Origin of the sequence: Micromonospora citrea, from assembly GCF_049629545.1 — a bacterium.
GTDB lineage: Bacteria > Actinomycetota > Actinomycetes > Mycobacteriales > Micromonosporaceae > Micromonospora > Micromonospora citrea_A.
This window is the reverse complement of record NZ_JBNADX010000033.1, coordinates 39,869-62,273: the sequence shown is the minus strand read 5'-3', so window position 1 is coordinate 62,273 and position 22,405 is coordinate 39,869. Positions and strand designations below refer to the sequence as shown.

21 protein-coding genes are annotated in these 22,405 nt (G+C 72.8%); 12 read left to right on the top strand and 9 right to left on the bottom strand.

The window, feature by feature from the left end; genetic code table 11:
- Window positions 1-20: 20 nt before the first annotated feature.
- Together ACPFP2_RS26805 and ACPFP2_RS26800 are read right to left on the bottom strand one after the other, a co-directional pair.
- On the bottom strand, window positions 21-827 hold the full coding sequence (locus tag ACPFP2_RS26805) for a sugar phosphate isomerase/epimerase family protein (RefSeq protein ID WP_424092557.1): 807 nt from the start codon (window positions 825-827) through the stop codon (window positions 21-23).
- Between the two features lie 76 nt (window positions 828-903).
- The gene (locus tag ACPFP2_RS26800; RefSeq protein WP_424092555.1) at window positions 904-1,848 is read right to left on the bottom strand and encodes a Ppx/GppA phosphatase family protein; all 945 of its coding nucleotides are present in this window, start codon (window positions 1,846-1,848) and stop codon (window positions 904-906) included.
- Between the two features lie 74 nt (window positions 1,849-1,922).
- Here ACPFP2_RS26800 and ACPFP2_RS26795 point away from each other — a divergent pair, with 74 nt between their 5' ends.
- Entirely contained in the window at window positions 1,923-2,732 is an 810-nt protein-coding gene (locus ACPFP2_RS26795; protein WP_424092554.1) for a hypothetical protein, read from the top strand.
- Between the two features lie 21 nt (window positions 2,733-2,753).
- Here ACPFP2_RS26795 and ACPFP2_RS26790 read toward each other — a convergent pair whose 3' ends face one another.
- Both ACPFP2_RS26790 and ACPFP2_RS26785 read right to left on the bottom strand, forming a co-directional pair.
- Complete coding sequence (locus ACPFP2_RS26790; protein WP_088976257.1) at window positions 2,754-3,437, bottom strand: response regulator transcription factor; 684 nt, start codon at window positions 3,435-3,437, stop codon at window positions 2,754-2,756.
- Window positions 3,438-3,458: 21 nt separating this feature from the next.
- Window positions 3,459-4,751 carry a sensor histidine kinase gene (locus ACPFP2_RS26785; protein WP_424092551.1) on the bottom strand — a complete coding sequence of 431 codons (1,293 nt, stop codon included), beginning with the start codon at window positions 4,749-4,751 and terminating at the stop codon, window positions 3,459-3,461.
- Between the two features lie 201 nt (window positions 4,752-4,952).
- On the opposite strand from ACPFP2_RS26785, the gene phoU reads away from it, so the two are divergent.
- Window positions 4,953-5,606, top strand: coding sequence for a phosphate signaling complex protein PhoU (phoU, locus tag ACPFP2_RS26780; RefSeq protein ID WP_424092549.1), 654 nt, complete (start codon window positions 4,953-4,955; stop codon window positions 5,604-5,606).
- A gap of 54 nt (window positions 5,607-5,660) precedes the next feature.
- Here phoU and ACPFP2_RS26775 read toward each other — a convergent pair whose 3' ends face one another.
- A complete protein-coding gene (locus ACPFP2_RS26775; RefSeq protein ID WP_424092548.1) occupies window positions 5,661-6,428 on the bottom strand; it encodes a phosphoglyceromutase in 768 nt (255 codons plus the stop codon).
- 151 nt (window positions 6,429-6,579) lie between these two features.
- On the opposite strand from ACPFP2_RS26775, the gene ACPFP2_RS26770 reads away from it, so the two are divergent.
- Together ACPFP2_RS26770 and ACPFP2_RS26765 are read left to right on the top strand one after the other, a co-directional pair.
- Entirely contained in the window at window positions 6,580-7,890 is a 1,311-nt protein-coding gene (locus ACPFP2_RS26770) for an MDR family MFS transporter (RefSeq protein WP_424092546.1), read from the top strand.
- 137 nt (window positions 7,891-8,027) lie between these two features.
- Window positions 8,028-9,314, top strand: coding sequence for an MFS transporter (locus ACPFP2_RS26765; RefSeq protein ID WP_424092544.1), 1,287 nt, complete (start codon window positions 8,028-8,030; stop codon window positions 9,312-9,314).
- A gap of 398 nt (window positions 9,315-9,712) precedes the next feature.
- Here the strand turns inward: ACPFP2_RS26765 and ACPFP2_RS26760 are convergent, their stop codons facing one another.
- From ACPFP2_RS26760 to mshA, 3 genes are all read right to left on the bottom strand, one after another.
- Entirely contained in the window at window positions 9,713-10,552 is an 840-nt protein-coding gene (locus ACPFP2_RS26760) for a hypothetical protein (protein WP_424092562.1), read from the bottom strand.
- Between the two features lie 187 nt (window positions 10,553-10,739).
- Window positions 10,740-11,255 carry a YbjN domain-containing protein gene (locus ACPFP2_RS26755; RefSeq protein WP_424092542.1) on the bottom strand — a complete coding sequence of 172 codons (516 nt, stop codon included), beginning with the start codon at window positions 11,253-11,255 and terminating at the stop codon, window positions 10,740-10,742.
- 57 nt (window positions 11,256-11,312) lie between these two features.
- A complete protein-coding gene (gene mshA / locus ACPFP2_RS26750) occupies window positions 11,313-12,677 on the bottom strand; it encodes a D-inositol-3-phosphate glycosyltransferase (RefSeq protein ID WP_424092540.1) in 1,365 nt (454 codons plus the stop codon).
- Window positions 12,678-12,858: 181 nt separating this feature from the next.
- On the opposite strand from mshA, the gene ACPFP2_RS26745 reads away from it, so the two are divergent.
- Both ACPFP2_RS26745 and ACPFP2_RS26740 read left to right on the top strand, forming a co-directional pair.
- Window positions 12,859-13,626 carry an SDR family NAD(P)-dependent oxidoreductase gene (locus ACPFP2_RS26745; RefSeq protein ID WP_424092539.1) on the top strand — a complete coding sequence of 256 codons (768 nt, stop codon included), beginning with the start codon at window positions 12,859-12,861 and terminating at the stop codon, window positions 13,624-13,626.
- A 45-nt stretch (window positions 13,627-13,671) separates the two neighbouring features.
- Complete coding sequence (locus ACPFP2_RS26740) at window positions 13,672-14,490, top strand: class I SAM-dependent methyltransferase (protein ID WP_424092537.1); 819 nt, start codon at window positions 13,672-13,674, stop codon at window positions 14,488-14,490.
- Between the two features lie 142 nt (window positions 14,491-14,632).
- Here ACPFP2_RS26740 and ACPFP2_RS26735 read toward each other — a convergent pair whose 3' ends face one another.
- The gene (locus ACPFP2_RS26735; RefSeq protein WP_424092535.1) at window positions 14,633-15,724 is read right to left on the bottom strand and encodes a UDP-N-acetylmuramate dehydrogenase; all 1,092 of its coding nucleotides are present in this window, start codon (window positions 15,722-15,724) and stop codon (window positions 14,633-14,635) included.
- A gap of 71 nt (window positions 15,725-15,795) precedes the next feature.
- Here ACPFP2_RS26735 and ACPFP2_RS26730 point away from each other — a divergent pair, with 71 nt between their 5' ends.
- The 6 genes from ACPFP2_RS26730 (at window position 15,796) to ACPFP2_RS26705 (ending at window position 22,403) form a co-directional block, all read left to right on the top strand.
- Window positions 15,796-16,554, top strand: coding sequence for a maleylpyruvate isomerase family mycothiol-dependent enzyme (locus ACPFP2_RS26730; protein WP_424092533.1), 759 nt, complete (start codon window positions 15,796-15,798; stop codon window positions 16,552-16,554).
- A gap of 247 nt (window positions 16,555-16,801) precedes the next feature.
- Window positions 16,802-18,106 carry an ABC transporter substrate-binding protein gene (locus ACPFP2_RS26725; protein ID WP_424092531.1) on the top strand — a complete coding sequence of 435 codons (1,305 nt, stop codon included), beginning with the start codon at window positions 16,802-16,804 and terminating at the stop codon, window positions 18,104-18,106.
- A 74-nt stretch (window positions 18,107-18,180) separates the two neighbouring features.
- Window positions 18,181-19,170 carry a carbohydrate ABC transporter permease gene (locus tag ACPFP2_RS26720; protein ID WP_424092530.1) on the top strand — a complete coding sequence of 330 codons (990 nt, stop codon included), beginning with the start codon at window positions 18,181-18,183 and terminating at the stop codon, window positions 19,168-19,170.
- Complete coding sequence (locus tag ACPFP2_RS26715) at window positions 19,167-20,000, top strand: carbohydrate ABC transporter permease (RefSeq protein ID WP_424092528.1); 834 nt, start codon at window positions 19,167-19,169, stop codon at window positions 19,998-20,000. The genes ACPFP2_RS26720 and ACPFP2_RS26715 overlap by 4 nt, the downstream gene beginning before the upstream one ends.
- Window positions 19,997-21,376, top strand: a complete 1,380-nt coding sequence (locus ACPFP2_RS26710; RefSeq protein WP_424092526.1) for a GH1 family beta-glucosidase — start codon at window positions 19,997-19,999, stop codon at window positions 21,374-21,376. The genes ACPFP2_RS26715 and ACPFP2_RS26710 overlap by 4 nt, the downstream gene beginning before the upstream one ends.
- Before the next feature lie 19 nt (window positions 21,377-21,395).
- Entirely contained in the window at window positions 21,396-22,403 is a 1,008-nt protein-coding gene (locus tag ACPFP2_RS26705) for a LacI family DNA-binding transcriptional regulator (protein WP_424092524.1), read from the top strand.
- Window positions 22,404-22,405: the final 2 nt, after the last annotated feature.

Genomic DNA, 22,405 nt, shown 5'->3' with positions numbered 1-22,405 from the left:
AGGGGGTCGGGGGGTCGGGGTCAGGGGGTTACCGGGGAGGGGGCGGTGAGGTTGGCGCGGGCGAATTCGAGGGCCTCGCGCAGGTCTGCCTCGCGGACCTGGCGGCTCTTCGCGCCACGGGTGGTGACCTCGACGGCCACCGAGCCGGTGAAGCCCCGGCCGGCCAGCGAGCGCAGCAGCTCGGCGCAGGGCTGATTGCCCCGACCGGGCACCAGGTGCTCGTCGCGTCCCTCACCGGTGCCGTCGCCCAGGTGCACGTGCGCCAGGCCGGCGCCCATCCGGTCGGCCATCTCCAGCGAGTCGGTGTGCGACGCGGCGCAGTGCGACAGGTCGAGGGTGTAGGAGGCGTACCCGGCCTCGGTGGGGTCCCAGCCCGGGACGTACGGGACGAACTGCCGGCCGGCCATCCGCACCGGGTACATGTTCTCCACCGGGAAGCGCAGGTCGGGATGCTGACGGGCGATCCTGTCCAGCCCGTCGGCGAAGGTGCGGGCGTAGTCGCGCTGCCAGGTGAACGGCGGGTGGACCACCACGGTCGGCGCCCCCAGCGTCTCGGCCAGCTCCGCCGACCGGCGCAGCCGCTCCCACGGGTCGGGGCTCCAGACCCGCTGGGTGACCAGCAGGCAGGGCGCGTGCACCGAGAGCACCGGCACGCCGTAGTGCCCGGCCAGACCGCGCAGCGCGCCGGCGTCCTGGCTGACGGCGTCGGTCCAGACCATCACCTCGACGCCGTCGTAGCCGAGCGCGGCGGCCATCTGGAAGGCCGCCGCGGTCCGCTCAGGGAAGACCGAGGAACTGGAGAGGAGCACGGGGACGCGGGAAGTCACACCCATCAGGGTAGCCCTGCCCACCGCACCGCTTCAGGACGAGCAACCGCAAACCGCCCAGTTCGGTTGCCGAGCGTCACATCGGCTCCAGCTGATCCAACCGGCGCAGGATCACGCCCTCCCGCAGCGCCCACGGGCAGATGTCCACCGAGGCCACGTCGAGCCGGCGCATCACCGCTTCCGCCACCACCGCCCCGGCGAGCAGTTGGTGCGCCCGCTGCGCACTGACCCCCTCCAGCTCGGGGAGTTGGGCCGGCGGGATGTGCCGGATGAAGCCGAGCACCTGGCGCAGCCCCGTCCGGGTGAGGCTGCGCCGGGCCCAGAGCCCCGCGCCGGACGGGGCCGCCCCGGCGAGCCGGGCCAGCATCCGGAAGGTCTTCGAGGTGGCGACCGGCCGCTCCCAGCCCACCTCGGTCAGCTTCTCCACCACCGGGTCGAGCAGCTCGTCGACGTACTCCCGCAGTTCCTCCACGGCCTCCGCCGACGGCGGCGTCAGACCCGACGGGTCGACCCGCAGCCGCTCCCGGCTCAGCCGCCCGGCGCCCAGCGGCAGCGAGATCGCCACGTCCGGATCCTCGTCGATGCCGGCGGCCAACTCCAGCGAGCCACCGCCGATGTCCATCGCCAGCAGCCGCCCGGCCGACCAGCCGAACCACCGCCGCACCGCGAGGAAGGTCATCCGCGCCTCGTCCGCCCCGGAGAGCACCTCCAGGCGTACGCCGGTGGTGTCGCGGACCCGGGCCAGCACCTCGGCGGCGTTGGTGGCGTCGCGGACCGCGCTGGTCGCGAAGGCCAGCAGGTCGTCGGCGTCCAGCCCGGCCGCGGCGGTACGCGCCATGCCGACCGCCTTGACCAGGCCGTCGGCGCCCTCCTCGGTCAGCGCGCCGTCCGGGCCGATCTGCTCGGCCAGCCGGAGCACCACCTTCTCGGAGTGCGCCGGCCAGGGGTGCGCGCCGTGGTGGGCGTCGACCACCAGCAGGTGCACCGTGTTGGAGCCGACGTCGAGGACACCCAGTCGCATGCCGTCGAGCCTAGGACCAACACGTTCGGCCGGCTCGCCGGCCGGGCCGCGTCACCCCGCGTAGGCTGGTCCGGGTGACGAGCCAGGTGGAACTGCACGTGCTGGTGGACGACCCGGACGACCCACGCAGCCGCGAGGTCGGCCTGGACTTCCCGCGCGAGTGGATCGAGTTCGTCGACCCGGCCGACGCCACGCACATCGTCCGCGCCGACCTGACCTGGCTGCTGTCCCGCTGGACGTGCGTCTTCGGCCGGGGCTGTCACGGCATCGTGGCCGGCCGGGCCGCCGACGGCTGCTGCTCGCACGGGGCGTTCTTCACCGACTCGGACGACGAGAAGCGGGTCCGTGCGGCGGTCAAGCGGCTCACCCCGGCCACCTGGCAGCACTTCCGCAAGGGGTTCAAGAACTGGACCGAGAGCGACACGATCGACGGCGAGAACCCGGCCCGGCGTACCGCCACCCGTGCCGTCGACGCGCCGTGCGTGTTCCTCAACGACGCCGACTTCCCCGCCGGGGGCGGCTGCGCGCTGCACGCCCAGGCGCTGCGCGACGGGGTGCACCCGCTGGAGTACAAGCCGGACGTCTGCTGGCAGCTGCCGATCCGCCGGGACCAGGAGTGGCACAAGCGGCCGGACAACACCAAGGTGCTGGTGTCCAGCCTGTCGGAGTTCGACCGGCGGGGCTGGGGCGCGGGCGGGCACGACCTGGACTGGTGGTGCACCTCGTCCACCGACGCGCACGTCGGCACGGACCCGATGTACGTCTCGTACGGCCCGGAGCTGACCGCCCTGATCGGCGCGCCCGCGTACGCGAAGCTCGCCGAGGTGTGCAGCGCGCGGCTGCGCCAGGGCCAGGTCGCCCCGCACCCGGCCAGCGAGGGCTGACCGGGTCGGCCGGCGGGCGGCCTACGGCTCGAACTTGTAGCCCAGCCCGCGCACGGTGACGATGAACCGCGGCGCGGACGGCTCCGGCTCGATCTTGGAGCGCAGCCGCTTCACGTGCACGTCCAGCGTCTTGGTGTCGCCGACGTAGTCGGCGCCCCAGACCCGGTCGATGAGCTGGCCCCGGGTCAGCACCCGGCCGGCGTTGCGCAGCAGCAGCTCCAGCAGCTCGAACTCCTTGAGCGGGAGCTGGACGGGGGCGCCGTCGACGGTGACCACGTGCCGCTCGATGTCCATCCGGACCGGGCCGGCGGCCAGCGTCGGCGCGCCGGACTCGGCGACCTCGGGGCTCTGCCGGCGCAGCACGGCCCGGATGCGGGCGACCAGCTCACGCGGCGAGTACGGCTTGGTGACGTAGTCGTCGGCGCCGATCTCCAGGCCGACCACCTTGTCGATCTCGCTGTCCCGGGCGGTGACCATGATGATCGGCACGTGCGAGCGCTGCCGCAGCTGCCGACAGACCTCGGTGCCGGACATCTCCGGCAGCATCAGGTCGAGCAGGACGATGTCCGCGCCGGTCCGGTCGAACTCGGTGAGGGCGGAGGGACCGGTCGCGGCGACCGACACCTCGAAGCCCTCCTTGCGAAGCATGTACGACAGGGCGTCGGAGAACGACTCCTCGTCCTCGACCACCAGTACGCGGCTCAACGGGGTGCTTCCTTTCCTTGGTCAGACCTGCCGGAGCTCGGCCGGGCCGGCCTCGATCCCAGCCGACGGCAGTATCGTCTCCAGGTCGTCCGGGGGGCTCGCGGGTAGCCGGAGGGTGAACGTCGAGCCCCCGCCCAGGGTGCTCGACACCTCCACCCGTCCGCCGTGGTTGCTGGCGATGTGCTTGACGATGGCCAGGCCCAGGCCGGTGCCACCGGTGGAGCGGGAGCGGGCCTGGTCGGCGCGGTAAAACCGCTCGAAGATCCGGTCCACGTCGTTCGGGGCGATGCCGATGCCCTGGTCGGTGACGGCGATCTCGACGTGGTCGTCGTCGGCGTGGGTGGCGACCCGGACGACGGTGCCCTCGCCCGAGTAGTTGACGGCGTTCTCCACGAGGTTGGCCACGGCGGTGGCGAGCTGGCTGTCGCTGCCGTACGCGGTCAGCCCCTTCTCGCCCTCGGTCACCACCTGGATGCCCCGGGCGGCGGCCGTGGTCCTGGTCCGGTCGAGCACCTCGGCGAGGAGCCAGTCCACGGAGACCGGCTCGGGCGCCGGCTGCGGTTCGGCCCCCTGGAGCCGGGTCAGCTCCAACAGCTCCTGCACCAGCCGGCCCAGCCGGGTCGACTCGTGCTGGATCCGCTCGGCGAAGCGGCGGGCGGCGACCAGGTCCTCGGAGAGGTCGGGTGCGGTGGCGGAGGCCGGCTCGGTGGCGTCCAGCAGCGCCTCGGCGAGCAGTTGCAGCGCCCCGATGGGCGTCTTCAGCTCGTGGCTGACGTTGGCCACGAAGTCGCGGCGTACCCGGGCGAGCCGGTGCGACTCGGTGACGTCGACGGCCTCGACGGAGATGAAGCCGGCGCCGAGGCCCATCGCCCGCAGGTGCACGCCGAGCGGGTTCTCCCCGGCGTTGTCGCGGCCGCGTGGCAGGTCAAGCTCGATCTCGCGCCGCACGCCGGTGCGACGCACCTGCCCGGCCAGGGTACGGATCAACGGGTGGGCGGCGATGGAGCCGGGCGTGCCGCCGGTGCGCAGCAGCCCCATCGCCCGGGCTGCCGGGTTGACCAGGACCGGCACGTCGTCCGGGTCGAGCACGACCACTCCGGCGCGGAGCGAGTCGATCGTCTTGCGGCCGAGCCCGGAGAGCCCGCCGTGCTGGTCGTCGGGAATCGCGAGCCTCCCCATGCTCCATCGGGAGCCGTGGCTCCCCGACGACGCCGTGCGGCGTCGCCACGACCCGAGGGGCCGGGACAGTAGCAGTCCGGCGACCAGGCCGGTCACCAGTGCCATGGCCACGACGGCGGCCACCACCCAATCCACCTGGCGATCGTAGGGTCATTGTTAACCTGAGGAACGCCCAGATCAGGACGAACCACCCTCACTTCCGCAGAAGTTCACTTTCGGGTCCCGCGTCGTTCACCGGAGTTCACCTCGGGTCCGTTCCCCCGGCCTACGGTGGGCCGCGCACCGCCGACCGGACCCGCCGGACCCCCGGCGACCACCGAACCCCAGGAAGTGACGATGCGCGACGAGTTCCGGGCCGACCTGCAGACGGTCAGCCAACTGCTGGTGGACATGGCGGAGGGGGTGCGCGCCGCCATGCACCGGGCCACCCGCGGCCTGCTCAAGGCCGACCGCGAGGCGTCGGAGGCCGTGATCGCCCGGGACGCCGAGATCGACGACCTCTACCGGCAGGTCGAGGAGCGGGTCTGCGACCTGCTCGCCCGGCAGGCGCCGGTCGCCTCCGACCTGCGCGCGATGATCACCGCGCTGCACGTCGCGGCCGACCTGGAGCGGATGGGCGACCTGGCCGACCACGTGGCGAAGACGGCGCTGCGCCGGCACCCCTCGCCCGCCGTGCCGGCCGAGCTGCGGCCGGTCTTCACCGACATGGCCGCCATCGCCGACCGGATGGCCGAGAAGATCGCCAAGGTGCTGGCCAGCCCCGACGCGGACCTCGCCGCCGAACTGGACCGCGACGACGACGCCATGGACGACCTGCACAAGAGTCTCTTCGGCATCCTGCTCGGCGAGGACTGGCCGTACGGGGTGGAGACGGCGATCGACGCCACCCTGCTCGGCCGCTTCTACGAGCGCTTCGCCGACCACGCGGTGAACGCCGGCGAGCAGGTGGTCTACCTGATCACCGGGGAGAGTTCGCCCTCGCCGAACTGACCGTGGACACGACGAGGGGCCCCCGGAACTCCCCGGGGGCCCCTCGTCGTCTCGTCAGCGGCCCTGGTTGGCGACCGCGGCAGCGGCGGCCTTGGCCGCCTCCGGGTCGAGGTACGTCCCGCCCAGCACCTGCGGACGCAGGTTCGGGTCGAGGTCGTAGCGCAGCGGGATGCCGGTCGGGATGTTCAGCTTGGCGATCGCCTCGTCGCTGATCTGGTCGAGGTGCTTGACCAGGGCGCGCAGCGAGTTGCCGTGCGCGGCGACCAGCACGGTGCGACCGGCCAGGATGTCCGGCACGATCGAGTCGTACCAGTACGGCAGCATCCGCTCGACGACGTCCTTGAGGCACTCGGTACGCGGCATCAGCTCGGTCGGCAGCAGCGCGTACCGCGCGTCGCCGACCTGCGAGAACTCGTCGTCGTCGGCGATCGGCGGCGGCGGCGTGTCGTACGACCGGCGCCAGAGCATGAACTGCTCCTCGCCGTACTCCTCCAGGGTCTGCTTCTTGTTCTTGCCCTGCAGGGCGCCGTAGTGCCGCTCGTTGAGCCGCCACGACCGGCGCACCGCGATCCAGTGCCGGTCGGCGGCGTTCAGCGCCAGCTCGGCGGTGCGGATCGCGCGCCGCATCACGCTGGTGTGCACCACGTCCGGCAGCAGGCTGTGCTCGCGCAGCAGCTCGCCGCCGCGTCGCGCCTCCTTCTCGCCCTTCTCGGTCAGGTCGACGTCGACCCAGCCGGTGAAGAGGTTCTTGGCGTTCCAGTCGCTCTCGCCGTGCCGCAGCAGGACCAGCGTCCCGACGGTGGGCCCTTCGCTCGCAGTCATGCCGATCATCCTGCCGCACGCCACCGGAGGACACGCGGTCAGTGGTCGTGACGACCACCACGTGGAAAAACCGGTGACCGGTGATTCGGCCGGACACTAGGTTGTAAGGCGCTGAACAGAAGACGGTCATTACCTGAGCGGGGGCGCGGGCGTGCGGACGATGACGAGCTGGTTCCGGGACACGACGGGCGGGCTGCCGAGGACCTTCTGGTACCTCTGGACCGGCACCCTGATCAACCGGCTCGGCTCCTTCGTCCTGGTCTTCCTCGCCATCTACCTCACCCAGGAGCGCGGCTTCTCGGCCGCCCAGGCCGGCCTGGTGCTGGGGCTCTGGGGTGTCGGCGGCGCGGTCGGCACCACCGTCGGAGGCACCCTCGCCGACCGGTGGGGACGTCGCCCCACCCTGCTCACCGCGCACCTCGGCGCGGCCACCATGATGCTGGCCCTCGGCCTGGCCCGGCCACTGTGGGCGGTGGCCGTGGGGGCGCTGCTGCTCGGCATGTTCGCCGAGGCGGCCCGACCGGCGTTCGGGGCCATGATGGTCGACGTGGTGCCGGAGTCCGACCGGCTGCGCGCCTTCTCCCTGAACTACTGGGCGATCAACCTCGGCTTCGCCTGCGCCGCCGTCCTCGCCGGGCTCGCCGCGCAGTCCAGCTACCTGCTGCTCTTCGTGGTCGACGCGGTCACCACCCTGGTCACCGCGCTGATCATCTTCGCCCGGGTCGGCGAGACCCGCCGGGTGACCACCCCCGCCGCGACCAAGGGCGGCCCGGCCCCCGCCGGGGCGCTGCGGACCATCCTCACCGACCGGGTCTACCTGGGCTTCGTGGCGCTCAACCTGTTCGGCGCGCTGGTCTTCCTCCAGCACATCTCGATGCTGCCGATCGCGATGGGCGACTCCGGCCTGAGTCCCGCCACCTACGGCTCGGTGATCGCGCTCAACGGCGTCCTGATCGTGGTCGGGCAGCTCTTCGTGCCCCGGCTGATCAAGGGGCGGAGCCGGTCGCACGTGCTCGCCCTGGCCTCGCTGGTGATGGGCGTCGGCTTCGGCCTCACCGCGTTCGCCGAGGCGGCCTGGTTCTACGGGCTCACCGTGCTGATCTGGACCCTCGGCGAGATGCTCAACTCGCCGTCCAACGCCACCCTGATCGCCGAACTCTCCCCCGCCGAGCTGCGCGGCCGCTACCAGGGCGTCTTCTCGCTCTCCTGGCAGGTGGCCGGCGCGGTGGCGCCGGTGGCCGGCGGTCTGGTCCGCGAGCACGCCGGCAACGCCGCGCTCTGGGCCGGCTGCGCGGCGATCGGCGGGCTCATGGCGGTCGCCCACCTGGTCTCCGGTCCGGCCCGGGAGCGGCGCGCCGCCCGGCTCCGCCCGCCGGTGGAGCCGGTCACGCCGGTCACCGCCGTGCGACCGCCGGCTCCGCAGGCGGCCGAGGCCGCGGCGACCGCGCCGGCTCCTTCCTGAGTACGCGGACAGCCTCCCCGCCCCCGGCCACGCACCCGGGGCACCGGCCGGACGGTGACCGGGAACACGGTGGCGTACGGCCACGGGCCTCCCTACGGTCGGGGGCGCAACTGTCAACAAACTTGCCTGGAGGACGGGTGCGCGGCCTGCGGCGCTGGTGGGACGACACGGCCGGCGGGCTCCCCGCCGTCTTCTGGTACCTCTGGACCGGCCTGCTGGTGAACCGGGCCGGCGCCTTCGCGGTGCTCTTCCTGCCGCTCTGGCTGACCGAGGCGCGCGGCGCCAGCGAGTCCCTCGCCGGCGCGGTGGTCGGGGCGTACGGGGCGGGCGGGGCGGTCGGCGTCCTGCTCGCCGGAGTGCTGGCGGACCGCTGGGGACGGCGGGCCACCCTGCTCGCCGCCCACCTCGTCGCGGCCGGGCTGATGCTGGCACTGGCGTTCAGCACCCACCTGGCGCTGATCGCCGTCCTCGCCGCGCTGGTCGGGATCGCGCACTCGATGCCGAGCCCGGCGTTCGTGGCGGCGATCGTGGACGTGGTGCCCGAGCACCGCCGCTCCCGCGCGTTCAACCTCCAGTTCTGGGCGTTCAACCTCGGCATGGCGGTGGCCTCGCTGCTCGCGGGCCTGCTGGCCGAGGCGAGCTTCATCGCGCTCTTCCTGGTCGACGCCGCCGCGACCCTGGCCGCCGCCGTACTCATCGCCTGGAAGGTCCCGGAGACCCTGCCCCGCGCCACCGGCCCCCGCGCGGCCCCGTCCGGGCGGTCGCCGGCCGGCGGCACGGACCTGGTGGCCGGACGGCGGCCGGGTCTGGCCACCGCGCTGACCGACCGCACGTTCCTGGTGTTCGTGGGGCTGACGTTCGTGCTGGCCGTGCTGACCATGCAGGCGTCGACGATCATGCCGCTGGCGATGCGGGCGGACGGCCTGGGCCCGTCGGCGTACGGGACGGTGGTGGCGCTGGGCGGTGCGCTGATCGTGGTGGGACAACTCTTCGTGCCCCGGTTGATCGACCGGCACCGCGGGCACTACGTGCTGGCGGTCTCCACCGGCCTGCTGGCGCTCGGCTTCGGGGCCCTGGCTGTCGCCGACCTGCTGCCGGTCTACCTGCTCGCCGCCGTGGTCTGGACGGTCGGCTCGATGCTCGCCGCGCCGCCCAACGCGCAGATCAACGCCGACCTGGCCCCGCCTGAGCTACGAGCCCGTTACCAGTCGGTGTTCTACCTGACCTTCCCGGCGGCGTCCTTCGTCGCGCCGACGCTCGGCGGGGTGAGCCTGGAACACCTCGGGGAGCGGCACTGGCTGCTGGTGGGGGCGCTGGGTCTGCTCGCCACCGCCGGTCACCTGCTCGCCGGGCCGTCCCGGGAGCGCCGGGTCGCGGCCCGCGCCGCCCACCGGGCCGCCCCCGAACGGACGCCGGTGGGCTGAGGGCGGCATCTTCGGGCCGGACGGCGGGGCAACGGCGAAGCGCCCGCCCCGACCGGAGTCGGAACGGGCGCTCGCACCGCTTGCCCGGCGGCGGCGGGCGACACTCACCCCCGTAAGCGTCGCCCGCTCGCGCCGCCGGTTCCACGGGTGGCACCGTCCCCCAACGATGTGCTCCACCCGTTCGGCGCCTCGCTCGGTGCACGGATCTGATCGATCCGCCGCTCCCCCGAACGGTTCCGAGCGTGGCGCGGTGCAATAAAGTTAGTTCGCCCAGTTTCCGGATTCAACCTGGATCGCTGTCTCGCCCGTCACAGCGACGGTGTCGGAGATCTGGCGACCGTGCTCCGGGCCTCGGAGGTGGTCAACACGGCGTTCCCGGCGACCATTCCCGTAAACCCTCAGGCGTCCTCCCGATCAGGTGACTCCGTCCGGAAGAAGTTGCTCTGCCGCCCGTCACGCAGTTGCTCCTGATAGATCAGGTTCAGCCGCCGTGCGTCGAATGTCCGGAACCAGTCGTCCCAGGTGATCACCTGCACCCGGCTGCTCTCCCGGTAGCCCGGGATCTCGAAGGTGAGCACCCCCGGCCGGCCCTCGCGCTCGGTGCCCGCGATCGTGGCCGGCCTGGCGCCCCGGGCCCGCGCCCAGTTCCGGATCACGTCGTGACTGGTGGTGACGAGGCTGCGGCCGGGACGCTCCGGACGGTCCGCCGGCGAGCTGATCAGCTGCGACGAGCGTACCGAGCGGGCGGTGGACCGGCCGGTGCGCGCACCCGCCGCCGGAGCCGCCTTCGCCCGGGCCGGGGCCGCCTTCGCCCGGGTCGTGGTCGACTTCGCGCGCGTCGTGGTCGCCTTCGCCCGGGTCGTGGCCGACTTCGCCGCCTTCGCCGGCGCGGCCTTCGCCCCGGTCGCCGCCCGGGTGGCCGTCGACCGCCGAGCCGCCGCCGTGGTGGTCTTCCGGGGGGCCGCCGCCTTGCGGGCGGGAGCCGGCGCGGCCTTCGCCCGGGCCGCCTTCCGGGCGCCCGTCGTCCTCGTCGCCGTGGCCTTATTCGCGGCGGCCCTCTTCGCCGGAGCCTTCTTCGCCGGCGCGCGACCGGCCGGGCCGGTGCCGCGCCGGGCCGCCCCGCCGCCCTCCGCCCGCAGGGTCCGCGCCAGCGTCTTCACCAGATCGGGCTTGCGCAACGCGGAGATGCCCGGGACACCGCGCCGCCGCAGTTGCCCACGGATGTCGTCCACCTTCATCCGGGAGATCTCCGACTCGGAGATCCCGGGCGTGTTCGGGGTCCGGTTGCCCGCCTGACGTTTCGTCCCGGTCGCCGTTGCGCCGCGACCTGAGCTGTTCCGCTGAGCCATGGCACGCTCCTCGACAGTCCGTCCTCGGCCTGCGGCGGGTCCCACAACGCCGCACCGCAGCGGTGCGGCATACCCGTCAGGACCGGTCCGAACCTCCGGAGGACGGTTCGAAGAGGTGGGCGAAGGCGGCGAGGTTCGCGGTCGACTCGCCCCGCTTGACCCGCCACTCCCACTCCCGCCGGATCGAGCTGCCGAAGCCGATCTCCAGCATCGTGTCGAAGGACTCGTCGGAGTAGGTCAGCACCGCGCCGAGCAGCCGGTCCAGCTCGTCGGCGTCGACGCCGGCCGGGTTGACCCGCCCGGTCAGGTAGACGTCGCCCACCGCGTCGATCGAGAACGAGACCCCGTACATCCGGGCGTTGCGTTGCAGCAGCCAGGCCCAGAGCTCCTCGCGGCGCTCGTCGGGCTGGCGCATCACGAACGCCTCGATCCGCAGCGCGTGCTCGCCGACGATCAGGTTGCAGACCGTCTTGAGCTTGTGCGTGCCCGGCAGGGTCACCGCGTACGAGTGCTCACCGGTCGACTCCCACGCCAGCTCCCGCTCGGCGCAGACCGACTCGATCAGGGCGGCCAGCTCGCTCTTCGCGCTCATCGCACCCACTCTACGGCCGGCCCGGCACCCGCACCGGACGGCGACGGGTGGCCCGGGTCACCACGAACAGGACATGGCCGCGTCCCCGGCGAGCTGGACCGACAGCCGCTCCCGGTGCTCCGCGATCGCCTCCCCGTAGACGCCGAGCAGCCCGGAGACGGTCCGCTGCCAGGAGAAATTCCGCGCGTGCCGGGCCGCGCCCACCGCCAGCCGGGCCCGCCGCGCACGGTCGGGCAGCAGGTGGGCGAGGGTACGGGCCCACTCGACCGGGTCGTGCCCGTCGACCAGCACCCCGCTGACCCCGTCCCGGACGGCGGTGACCAGACCACCCACGGCCGCGGCCACCACCGGCGTACCGCAGGCCTGCGCCTCCAGGGCGACCAGCCCGAACGACTCGTTGTACGACGGCACCGCGACCAGGTCGGCGGCGCGGTACAGGTCGGGCAGGTCCGCACCGGTCTGCGGGGGCAGGAACCGCACCCGGTCGGCGATGCCGAGCGAGGCGGCCAGCTCGATCAGCGCGGTGGGGCGCTCCAGTCCGCTGCCGCTCGGCCCGCCGCAGATCACCACGGTCAGCTCGTCGGCGAGCGCGGGATCACGGCGGCGCAGCGCGGCGACCGCCCGGATCAGCACGTCGGGGGCCTTGAGCGGCTGGATCCGGCCGACGAAGGCCACCACGTACCCCTGGGTGGGCAGCCCCAGCCGGCGGCGGGCCGCGACGGTGGTGGCGTCCCGGTCACCGAGGGCCGGCCGGAACCGGTCCAGGTCGACACCGGGCTCGACCACGGCGACCCGGGCCGGGTCGGCGTCGTACCGGCCGATCAGGTCGTGGGCCTCGACGCGGGTGTTGGCGACCAGCCGGTCGGCCTCGGCCACCACCTGCTCCTCACCGATCACCCGGGCCTTCGGCTCCGGCCGGTCACCGGCGGCGAGCTGGGCGTTCTTGACCTTGGCGAGGGTGTGCGCGGTGTGCACCAGCGGCACTCCCCAGCGCTCCTTGGCCAGCCAGCCGACCTGGCCGGAGAGCCAGTAGTGCGAGTGGATCAGGTCGTAGTGGCCGGGGGCGCGGGCCGCCTCGGCGCGCAGCACCCCGGCGGTGAAGGCGCAGAGCTGGCCGGGCAACTCCTCCTTGGTCAGCCCCTCCAACGGACCGGCGGTGACGTGCCGGACGTGCACGCCGGGGGCCATCTCGACCACCGGGGGGAGGTCACCGGAGGTGGCGCGGGTGAAAATCTCCACCTCGACGTCCGCCTCGGCGAGCCGCCGGGCCACCTCCAGGATGTAGACGTTCATCCCACCGGCGTCACCGGTGCCCGGCTGGTGCAGCGGGGAGGTGTGCACGGAGACCGTGGCGATCCGGCGGGGACGGGGCCACGGCAGGGCACCGCGCTGACGACCGACACCGGTGTGCAACTCCGCCACGTCCGCTCCCTCTGTCACGGTTGATGCCGTCCCGCACGACCGGCGCTTCTCGGTCAACCTCCACGCCGGATGTCATCTTCCCGATTGCGCAATGGACATGCTCTTTCGCGGGGGCCGGGGGTGACGGACCTCATCGACGGGCCCCCGCCGCCGCCCACGACGGGCGGGTGACAATGGCCGGATGACCTCAGTCGCGATCGTCACCGGGGCGTCCAGCGGGATCGGTGCGGCCACCGCCCGCCGGCTGGCCGCCGAGGGCTTCCACGTGCTGGCCGCCGCGCGGCGTACCGACCGGCTGGCCGGGTTGGTCGCCGAGATCGAGGCGGCCGGGGGCACGGCCACCGCCGTGGCCTGCGACGTCACCTCCGACGAATCGGTCGCCGGGCTGGCAGCCGCGGCGGCCGCCGCGCCCGGTCCGGTCACCCTGCTGGTCAACAACGCCGGCGGCGCGCGCGGGCTGGACCCGGTGGAGTCCGGCTCGGTGGGCGACTGGCAGTGGATGTACGACGTGAACGTGCTCGGCACGCTCCGGGTCACCCAGGCCCTGCTGCCGGCGTTGGAGGCGTCCGGCGCCGGCACCATCGTCATCGTCTCCTCCACCGCCGGCTTCACCGTCTACGAGGGCGGGGGTGGCTACACCGCGGCGAAGCACGCGCAGACCGCCGTGGCGGGGACGCTCCGGCTGGAGCTCTGCGGTCGGCCGGTCCGGGTGATCGAGATCGACCCCGGCATGGTGAAGACGGACGAGTTCGGCCTGGTCCGCTTCGACGGCGACGCCGACAAGGCCGCCGCGACGTACGCGGGGGTCGCCGAGCCGCTGGTCGCCGACGACGTCGCCGACTGCATCGCCTGGTGCGCCACCCGGCCGCACCACGTCAACGTGGACCGCCTCGTCGTCCGCCCGCTGGCCCAGGCCGCCCAGCACAAGGTGCACCGGGTCGGCCGGTGACGCGCGAGGGGTGAGCCGGGAGTGCGAGCCCGGGGGACGGACCCGGTGAGCCCGGGCCGACGGCCCGGAACGGGGGCGGCGCCGGCCCGGCCGCTCGGCGTCGTCACCCGGGGGACGACCAACCCGAACCGGCTCCGGCGGGTGGACAACTGGATCGTCGAGAACTGCGGCGACCTGCTCCGCGCGGCCGGCGACCCGCTGGTGGTCGACCTCGGCTACGGATCCACGCCGGTCACCGCGGTGGAGCTGCGCGCCCGGCTGGCCGCCGGGGTCCGCCCCGACGTGCGGGTGGTCGGGCTGGAGATCGATCCGGTACGCGTCGCCGCCGCCGCGCCCGCGGCCGACCCGCCGTGGCTGACCTTCGCCCGGGGCGGCTTCGAGCTGGGCGGGTTGCGTCCCTCCCTGGTCCGGGCGTTCAACGTGCTGCGCCAGTACGACGAGAGCGAGGTCGCCGACGCCTGGCGTACGGTCACCGACCGGCTGGCTCCTGGCGGGGTGCTGGTGGAGGGGACCTGCGACGAGCTGGGCCGGCTCGGCGGCTGGGTGCGGGTGGACGCCGAGGGCCCTCGGACGCTCACCCTGGCCGCGAAGCTCACCACCCTGCAGAGCCCGGCCGAACTCGCCGAGCGCCTGCCCAAGGCCCTGATCCACCGCAACGTCCCCGGTGAGCGGATCCACGACCTGCTCCGCGCCCTCGACGACGCCTGGCGCTCGGCGGCCGGCTACGCCCCCTTCGGCCCGCGCCAGCGCTGGCTACGGGCGGTGAGCGCGGTGCGGGCGGCGGGCTGGCCGGTCATCGGCCGCCCCCACCACTGGCGCCACGGCCACCTCACCCTCCCCTGGCCCGCCGTCTCCCCCCGCTGACCCCCCTGTCGGCGGTGATCAAGAGGTTTGCGTCGGCGGCCCGAGGGCCGGATTCTGACGCAGACTTCTTGATCACCTGACCGAAGCCGGGCCGGCCGGGAGGGCCGGAGTCGGGGGGCCGGGGCCGGGGCGGGGGGCCGGGTCAGATCTGGCAGTTGACGAGGACGGGTTCGGGGTGGAGGGGGACGCCGAAGCGTTCGTGGACGCCGTCGCGGATCTCGCGGGCCAGCGCGACCAGGGCGGCGGTGCTGGCGGTGCCGGAGTGGTTGGTGAGGGCGAGGGTGTGCTTGGACGAGATCGCGGTGCCCTCGGGGCCGGGGTGGCCCTTGCCGAAGCCGGCCTTGTCGATCAGCCAGGCGGCACTGACCTTGACCATGTCGCCCGGGCAGGGCCAGGAGGGCGGCTCGCCCAGCTCGGCGGCGCGCTCGCGCAGCAGCTCGTACGCCTCCCGGTCGAGCACCGGGTTGGTGAAGAACGAGCCGACCGACCAGGTGTCGGGGTCGGCCGCGTCGAGCACCATGCCCTTGCCGGCGCGCAGCCGCAGCACGGTCGCCCGCGCGTCGGCCAGCGGCACCCGGTCGCCGACCTCGACGGCGAGCGCCCGGGCCAGCTCGGCGTAGCGCACCGGACCGGAGAGGGGCGAGCGGCGCAGCCGGAAGTCGACGGTGAGCACCGCCCAGCGGTCGCTGTACTTGAAGATGCTGGACCGGTACGCGAAGCCGCAGTCCGCGGCGTCGATCCGGTCGACGCGGCCGTCCCGGCGGTCGTACACCTCGACACCGGTGATGATCTCGGCGACCTCCTGCCCGTACGCCCCGACGTTCTGGATCGGGGTGGCGCCGGCCGAGCCGGGGATGCCGGAGAGGCACTCCAGCCCGGACCAGCCGTTGGCCACGGTGGTGGCGACCAGGTCGTCCCAGGGCTCACCGGCCTCGACCCGTACGGTGACGGTGTCGGCGTCCTCGGCGACCACCCGCAGCCCTCGCGAGCGCACCAGGACGACCGTGCCGGGGAAGCCGGCGTCGCCCACCACGACGTTGCTGCCGCCCGCGAGAATGAGGACCTGATCGTCCCGCCGCTGCGCCTCCTGCACCTTTTGTACGATTTCCTCGGCGCTGCCGGCGGTCTCCAGCCGGCCGGCGGGGCCGCCGAGGCGGAGCGTGGTGTATCGCGCCAGGGCGGACGGGGCAGCGGGACCGGCTCCGGTCGTCGGTTCGGCGTAGACGTCAGACACGCCTTTCACCCTAGGCTGAGAGGCAGCCGCGGCACCCACTGGTGGCCCGGTCACCCCCGGGGAGGATTGGGATGAGCAGACTGCACGGCACGAAGGACTTCTGGATCGGCGCGCTGCGGGCCGACGGCCCGGCGTTCGCCTCGGCCGTCGCCGAGGCCCCGCCCGAGACCCCGGTGCTCTCCTGTCCGGGCTGGACGGTCGCCGACCTCACGCTGCACCTCGCCAGCATCTACCACTGGGTGCACTCCTTCGCCGGCTCCGGCGAGGCCGGCCAGCCGGCCCGGCGCGACGACGCCGAACTCCCCACCGGGGTGACCCCGCTACAGCTCTGGCAGCACGGGTACGACCAGCTCATGACCCTCTTCGACGGCCTCGACCCGGAGGCCCCGGCGTGGAACTGGGCGCCGCAGCCGAAGAAGGCCGCCTTCTGGCTGCGCCGGATGGCCCACGAGACGGCGGTGCACCGCTGGGACGCCCAGCTCGCCATCGCCGCGGGGGGACCGATCGAGGCGAAGCTCGCTGCCGACGGTGTCGGCGAGGTGCTGGACACCTGGCTGCCCGCCGGCCGCCGGGCGACGCCGGGGCAGTGGCACGGGGTGGTGCAGCTGACCGCGACGGACGTCGCCCAGGAGTGGTACCTGCGGCTGCGCGGTGACGGGGTGGCCCTGCTCGACACCGCCACCGTCTTCGGCCACGAGGACCACCACGCCCGCGCCCAGGTCACCGGGACCGCCAGCGACCTGCTGCTCGCCCTCTGGGGCCGGGTCAGCTTCGACACCCTCGGGGTCACCGGCGACCGCACCCTGCTGGAGGGTCTGCGCACCGGCTGATCCGACGGATTTCCGAGAGCGGCCGTCCCCTCCCCGGGCCCGGCCGCTCTCGTCGTTCCACGGCAGCGAAGGTCACGGCTCGGATTCACGAGAGAGCGCTCTCTTGACAGAACGTGAGGGCACTCGGCAGGCTGACGTGAGAGCGCTCTCTCAGCCCCTCGGATCCACCTCGGGAGATGGCTGCGGCTCGCTCACCAGCAGGTTCATTCGCACCACCACCTGATGACCTGAGAGGAATCCGAGGAAGATGGGTACCTTTTCGCGCCGCCGCCTGGCGGCCGTTGCCCTCGTCGCCACCACCGCGCTGCTCGGCACCACCGCGTGCGGCGGTGACGAGGCGGCCGAGGACGGGCCGATCACGCTGACCGTGGACGTCTTCGGCCAGTTCGGCTACGAGGAGCTCTACAAGGAGTACATGGCCAGCCACCCCGACGTGAAGATCGTCGAGCGGGGCACCGGCAGCAACCTGGACGAGTACTCGCCGAAGCTGACCCAGTGGCTCGCCGCCGGCAAGGGCGCGGGCGACGTGGTCGCCATCGAGGAAGGGCTGCTGGTCGAGTACAAGGCCAACCCGCAGAACTTCGTCAACCTGCTCGACCACGGCGGGGCCGAGCTCAAGGGCAACTTCCTGGAGTGGAAGTGGAACCAGGGGCTCACCGCCGACGGCAAGCAGCTGATCGGTCTCGGCACCGACGTCGGCGGCATCGCGATGTGCTACCGCAAGGACCTCTTCGCCAAGGCCGGCCTGCCCACCGAGCGGGACGAGGTCTCCAAGCTCTGGCCGACGTGGCAGGACTACATCAAGGTCGGCGAGCAGTTCAAGGCGAAGAACACCGGCGCCTCGTTCCTCGACGGCGCGACCAACACCTTCAACACCGTCCTGCTCCAGACCGCCGGCAACTCCACCGGTTACAGCTACTACGACACCAGCGACAACCTGGTCGTCGACAGCAACCCGGCCGTGAAGCAGGCGTACGACACCACGATGGACATCATCGACTCCGGCCTCTCCGGCAAGTACGGCTCCTGGTCGGAGGAGTGGGTCTCCGCCTTCAAGCAGTCGAAGTTCGCCACCATCGCCTGCCCCGCCTGGATGACCGGCGTCATCGAGGGCAACGCCGGCGAGGCTGCCAAGGGCAAGTGGGACGTCGCCGACATCCCCGGCGACGGCGGCAACTGGGGCGGCTCCTTCCTCGCCGTGCCGAAGCAGAGCAAGCACCAGGCCGAGGCGATCGAGCTGGCCAAGTTCCTGACCAGCGCCAAGGGCCAGATCGGCGCGTTCAAGTCCAAGGGCGCGCTGCCGTCCTCGCCGCAGGGGCTGCAGGACCCGGCGATCGTCGACTCGACGAACGCGTACTTCTCCGGCGCCCCGGTCGGAAAGATCTTCGCCGAGGGCGCCAAGAGCCTGAAGCCGGTCTACATGGGCCCGAAGAACCAGGCCGTGCGCACCGAGGTGGAGAACGCCGTCCGCACGGTGGAGCTGGGCCAGCGCAACCCCGAGCAGGGCTGGACCGACGCCGTGAACAACGCCAAGAAGGCCGCCGCCAAGTAGTCCGAGTCGAACGTACGGGCGGGCCCGGGGTGCTACCGGACCCGCCCGTACGGCGGAAGAAGGAGTCTCACGGCATGGCCGTCCAGCTCGACGCCCGGCCGCCGGTCGTACCGGCGCCGCGCCACGCCCGCTCGCCCCGGGGCAGCCGGCTCACCCGGTTCGACACCCGGTTCTCGCCATACCTCTACATCGCCCCGTTCTTCCTGCTCTTCGCCGTCTTCGGCGTCTACCCGCTGGTCTACACCTTCTGGGTCTCGCTGCACGACTGGGACCTGCTCGGCGCCAACCCCACCTTCATCGGGGCGCAGAACTACAGCCAGCTGATGGCCGACCCCGACTTCTGGCACTCGGTGGTCAACACCCTCGGCATCTTCGTCCTCTCGACGGTGCCGCAGCTGCTCCTCGCGCTCTGGCTGGCCAACCTGCTCAACCGGCAACTGCGGGCGCGTACCGGCTGGCGGATGGCGGTGCTGGTCCCGAACGTCACCTCCACCGCCGCGGTGGCGATCGTCTTCGGCGTCCTCTTCGGCCGCGAGTTCGGCATGATCAACTGGATGCTCGACCTGGTCGGGATCGACGCGATCAGCTGGAAGTCGAACCGGATCGCCTCCTGGGTGGCCATCTCGACCATGGTCGACTGGCGGTGGACCGGCTACAACGCCCTGATCTTCCTGGCCGCGATGCAGGCCATCCCGCGCGACCTCTACGAGTCCGCGTCGATCGACGGGGCCAGCCGGGCCCGGCAGTTCTGGTCGATCACGGTGCCGCTGCTCAAGCCGACGATCATCTTCGCCGTCATCATCTCCACCATCGGCGGGCTCCAGCTCTTCACCGAGCCCCGCCTCTTCCACTCCGGCACCAACGCCATCCGTGGCGGCCCGCTGCGCGAGTCGCAGACCGTGACCATGTACATGTTCGAGAACGCCTTCGCGCCGCACTACAACTTCGGCTACGGCTCCGCCGTCGCCTGGCTGCTCTTCGCCCTGATCGCGATCGTCGCGGCCATCAACGTGCTGGTGCTGCGCCGCCTCGGCGGCGGCGGGCGCAAGGAGGGATCCCGATGACCCGACTCTGGTCGGCCGGCCGGCTCACCTACGCGGCACTGGCCCTCACCGCCGTCCTGTCGATCTTCCCGATCTACTGGATGTTCGTGGTGGCCAGCCGCACCAGCGACGCGATGGGCCAGGTGCCACCCCCGGTCACGCCCGGCGGCAACCTCGGCGCGAACATCGCCCGGCTCTTCGCCAACACCGACGCGTACTTCCTCACCGGCCTGATCAACTCGACGATCGTCGCGGTCTCGGTCACCGTCTCGGTGGTCTTCTTCTCCACCCTGGCCGGCTTCGCCTTCGCCAAGCTGCGCTTCCGCGGCCGCAACGCGCTGCTGATGGTGATCATCGCGACGATGATGGTGCCCACCCAGCTCGGCGTCATCCCGTTGTACATGTTGATGACGAAGCTGAACTGGAACGACCGCCTCCCGGCGGTGATCGTGCCCGCGCTGGTGACCGGCTTCGGCGTGTTCATGATGCGCCAGTACGCCGGCCAGGCGGTCAGCAACGAGCTGATCGAGGCCGCCCGGGTGGACGGTTGCAACACCGCCCGGATCTACTGGAACGTGGTGCTGCCCGCGCTGCGCCCGGCCGCCGCCGTGCTCGGCCTGCTCACCTTCATGACCACCTGGAACGACTTCCTGTGGCCGTACGCGGTGCTCAACGATCCGGAGAACCCCACCGTGCAGCTGTCGTTGCGGGCCCTGTCCGACGGGTACTACCAGGACATGTCGCAGGTGTTCACCGGGACGGCGATCGCCACCCTGCCCCTCCTGCTGGTCTTCGTCGTGTTCGGCCGCCAGATCATCGGCGGCATCATGGAAGGTGCGGTCAAGGCGTGAGCGAGCTCCGTTTTCCCGAGAACTTCGTCTGGGGCGCGGCCACCGCCGCGTACCAGATCGAGGGCGCGGTCCACGAGGACGGGCGCGGCCCGTCGATCTGGGACACCTTCAGCCGTACCCCGGGCAAGGTCTTCCAGGGGCACACCGGCGACGTCGCCTGCGACCACTACCACCGGTACGCCGACGACGTGGCGCTGATGGCCGAGCTGGGGCTCAGGGCGTACCGCTTCTCGGTGGCCTGGCCCCGGATCCAGCCGGACGGCACCGGCCCGGTCAACCCGCGCGGGCTGGACTTCTACGACCGGCTCACCGACACCCTCCTGGCCCGGGGCATCGACCCGATCGTCACCCTCTACCACTGGGACCTGCCGCAGACGTTGCAGGACCAGGGTGGCTGGGCCAACCGGGACACCGCCGAGCACCTGGCCGACTACGCGGTCGCCGTGCACACCCGGCTCGGTGACCGGATCCGCACCTGGACCACGCTCAACGAGCCCTGGTGCTCGGCCTACCTCGGCTACGGCAACGGGGTGCACGCCCCCGGCGAGCAGGACCCGGGCAAGGCGTTCGCCGCCGTACACCATCTGCTGCTGGGGCACGGCCTGGCGGCCCGCGCGCTGCGCGCGGCCGGCGCGGAGACCCTCGGGATCACCATCAACCCGGCGGACGTGCAGCCGGCCGACCCGGCCAGCGCCGCGGACGCCGAAGCGGTACGGCTGGTCGACGGCCTGCACAACCGGATCTTCCTCGACCCGCTGACCGGAGCCGGCTACCCGCCCGACGTGCTGGAGCACGTCAGCCGGCTGGTCGACCCGACCTTCATCCGGGACGGCGACGAGAAGACCATCGCCGCGCCGATCGACCTGCTCGGCATCAACTACTACGCCCCGACCTACGTCGCCGGCCGCCCCGGTGCGGGCGGCGGCGGGGCGTACCCGGGCACCGAGGGCGTGGTGGAGTTCCTGCCGCCGACCGGCCCGCTGACCGAGATGGGCTGGATGATCGAGGCGGCCGGGCTGGCCCGGCTGCTGGAGCGGATCGGCCGGGACTACCCCGGGCTGCCGCTGATGATCACCGAGAACGGCGGGGCGTTCCCGGACAAGGCGGGCATCGACGGCTCGGACGGGCTCGGCCAGGTCGCGGACACCGACCGGATCGCCTACCTCGACGGCCACCTGCGCGCCGCGCACCAGGCCATCGCCCGGGGAGTCGACCTGCGCGGCTATCTCGTATGGTCGTTGCTGGACAACTTCGAGTGGGCCGAGGGGTACCGGAAGCGGTTCGGGATCGTCCACGTCGACTACCTGACCCAGCGGCGCACACCGAAGTCCAGCGCCCGGTGGTACCAGGAGGTGATCTCCCGGAACGGGCTGTGACGAGGCGGTGGTAACGGGGATGACGACGGCACAGCGACCGACCCTGGAGGCGGTCGCCCGCCGGGCCGGTGTGTCCCGGGCGACCGTGTCCCGGGTGGTCAACGGCTCCACCACCGTCGCCGGGCCGATCCAGGAGGCGGTCCGCCGGGCCGTGGCCGAGCTGGGGTACGTGCCGAACCTGGCCGCCCGCAGCCTGGTCACCCAGCGGACCGACTCGGTCGCCCTGGTCATGCCGGAGGAGGCCACCCGGGTCTTCTCCGACGACCAGGTCTTCCCCGGCATCATCCGGGGCGCGGCCCAGGAGCTGGAGGCGGCCGACAAGCAGCTCGTGCTGATGCTGGCCGGCTCCCCCGCCGGGCACGCCCGGGTGGAGCGCTACACCACCGGCCGGCACGTGGACGGGGTGCTCTTCGCCTCGCTGCACGGCGCGGACCCGCTGCCCGGCAAGCTCGCCCAGCTCGGCATCCCGGTGGTGTGCAGCGGACGCCCGCTCGGCGGCGCGGAGGTGCCGTACGTCGACGTGGACCACGTCGGCGGGGTGAGCAGGGCGGTCCGGTACCTGATCACGAACGGTCGGCGGCGGATCGCCACCATCGCCGGCCCGCAGGACATGGTCGCCGGCATCGAGCGGCTCGCCGGCTACCGGAACACGATCGCCGAGGCCGGACTGCCGGAGCGGGTGGCGTACGGCGACTTCACCCGGGAGTCCGGCGCCCGGGCGATGCACCAACTGCTCGCCGAGCACCCCGACCTGGACGCGGTCTTCGCCGCCTCCGACCTGATGGCGCACGCCGCCCTGCGTACGCTCCGCGAGGCGGGGCGGCGGGTGCCGCAGGACGTGGCGGTGATCGGCTTCGACGACATCGAGACCGCCGCGTACACCGATCCGCCGCTGACCACCGTCCGGCAGCCGATCGTGGAGCTGGGCCGGGCGCTGACCCGCCAGCTGCTGCGGATGACCGCCGGCGAGGCGATCGACGAGGCGTTGATCCTCCCGACCGAGCTGGTGCTGCGCGAGTCGGCGTGAGC

Coding starts and splice junctions, on each gene's coding strand:
- ACPFP2_RS26725 (WP_424092531.1), top strand. CDS start 16,802: ATGGGTACCTTTTCGCGCCGCCGCCTGGCGGCCGTTGCCCTCGTCGCC.
- ACPFP2_RS26800 (WP_424092555.1), bottom strand. CDS start 1,848: ATGCGACTGGGTGTCCTCGACGTCGGCTCCAACACGGTGCACCTGCTG.
- ACPFP2_RS26755 (WP_424092542.1), bottom strand. CDS start 11,255: ATGAGCGCGAAGAGCGAGCTGGCCGCCCTGATCGAGTCGGTCTGCGCC.
- ACPFP2_RS26705 (WP_424092524.1), top strand. CDS start 21,396: ATGACGACGGCACAGCGACCGACCCTGGAGGCGGTCGCCCGCCGGGCC.
- ACPFP2_RS26730 (WP_424092533.1), top strand. CDS start 15,796: ATGAGCAGACTGCACGGCACGAAGGACTTCTGGATCGGCGCGCTGCGG.
- ACPFP2_RS26775 (WP_424092548.1), bottom strand. CDS start 6,428: ATGACTGCGAGCGAAGGGCCCACCGTCGGGACGCTGGTCCTGCTGCGG.
- ACPFP2_RS26720 (WP_424092530.1), top strand. CDS start 18,181: ATGGCCGTCCAGCTCGACGCCCGGCCGCCGGTCGTACCGGCGCCGCGC.
- ACPFP2_RS26760 (WP_424092562.1), bottom strand. CDS start 10,552: ATGAAGGTGGACGACATCCGTGGGCAACTGCGGCGGCGCGGTGTCCCG.
- phoU (WP_424092549.1), top strand. CDS start 4,953: ATGCGCGACGAGTTCCGGGCCGACCTGCAGACGGTCAGCCAACTGCTG.
- ACPFP2_RS26715 (WP_424092528.1), top strand. CDS start 19,167: ATGACCCGACTCTGGTCGGCCGGCCGGCTCACCTACGCGGCACTGGCC.
- ACPFP2_RS26745 (WP_424092539.1), top strand. CDS start 12,859: ATGACCTCAGTCGCGATCGTCACCGGGGCGTCCAGCGGGATCGGTGCG.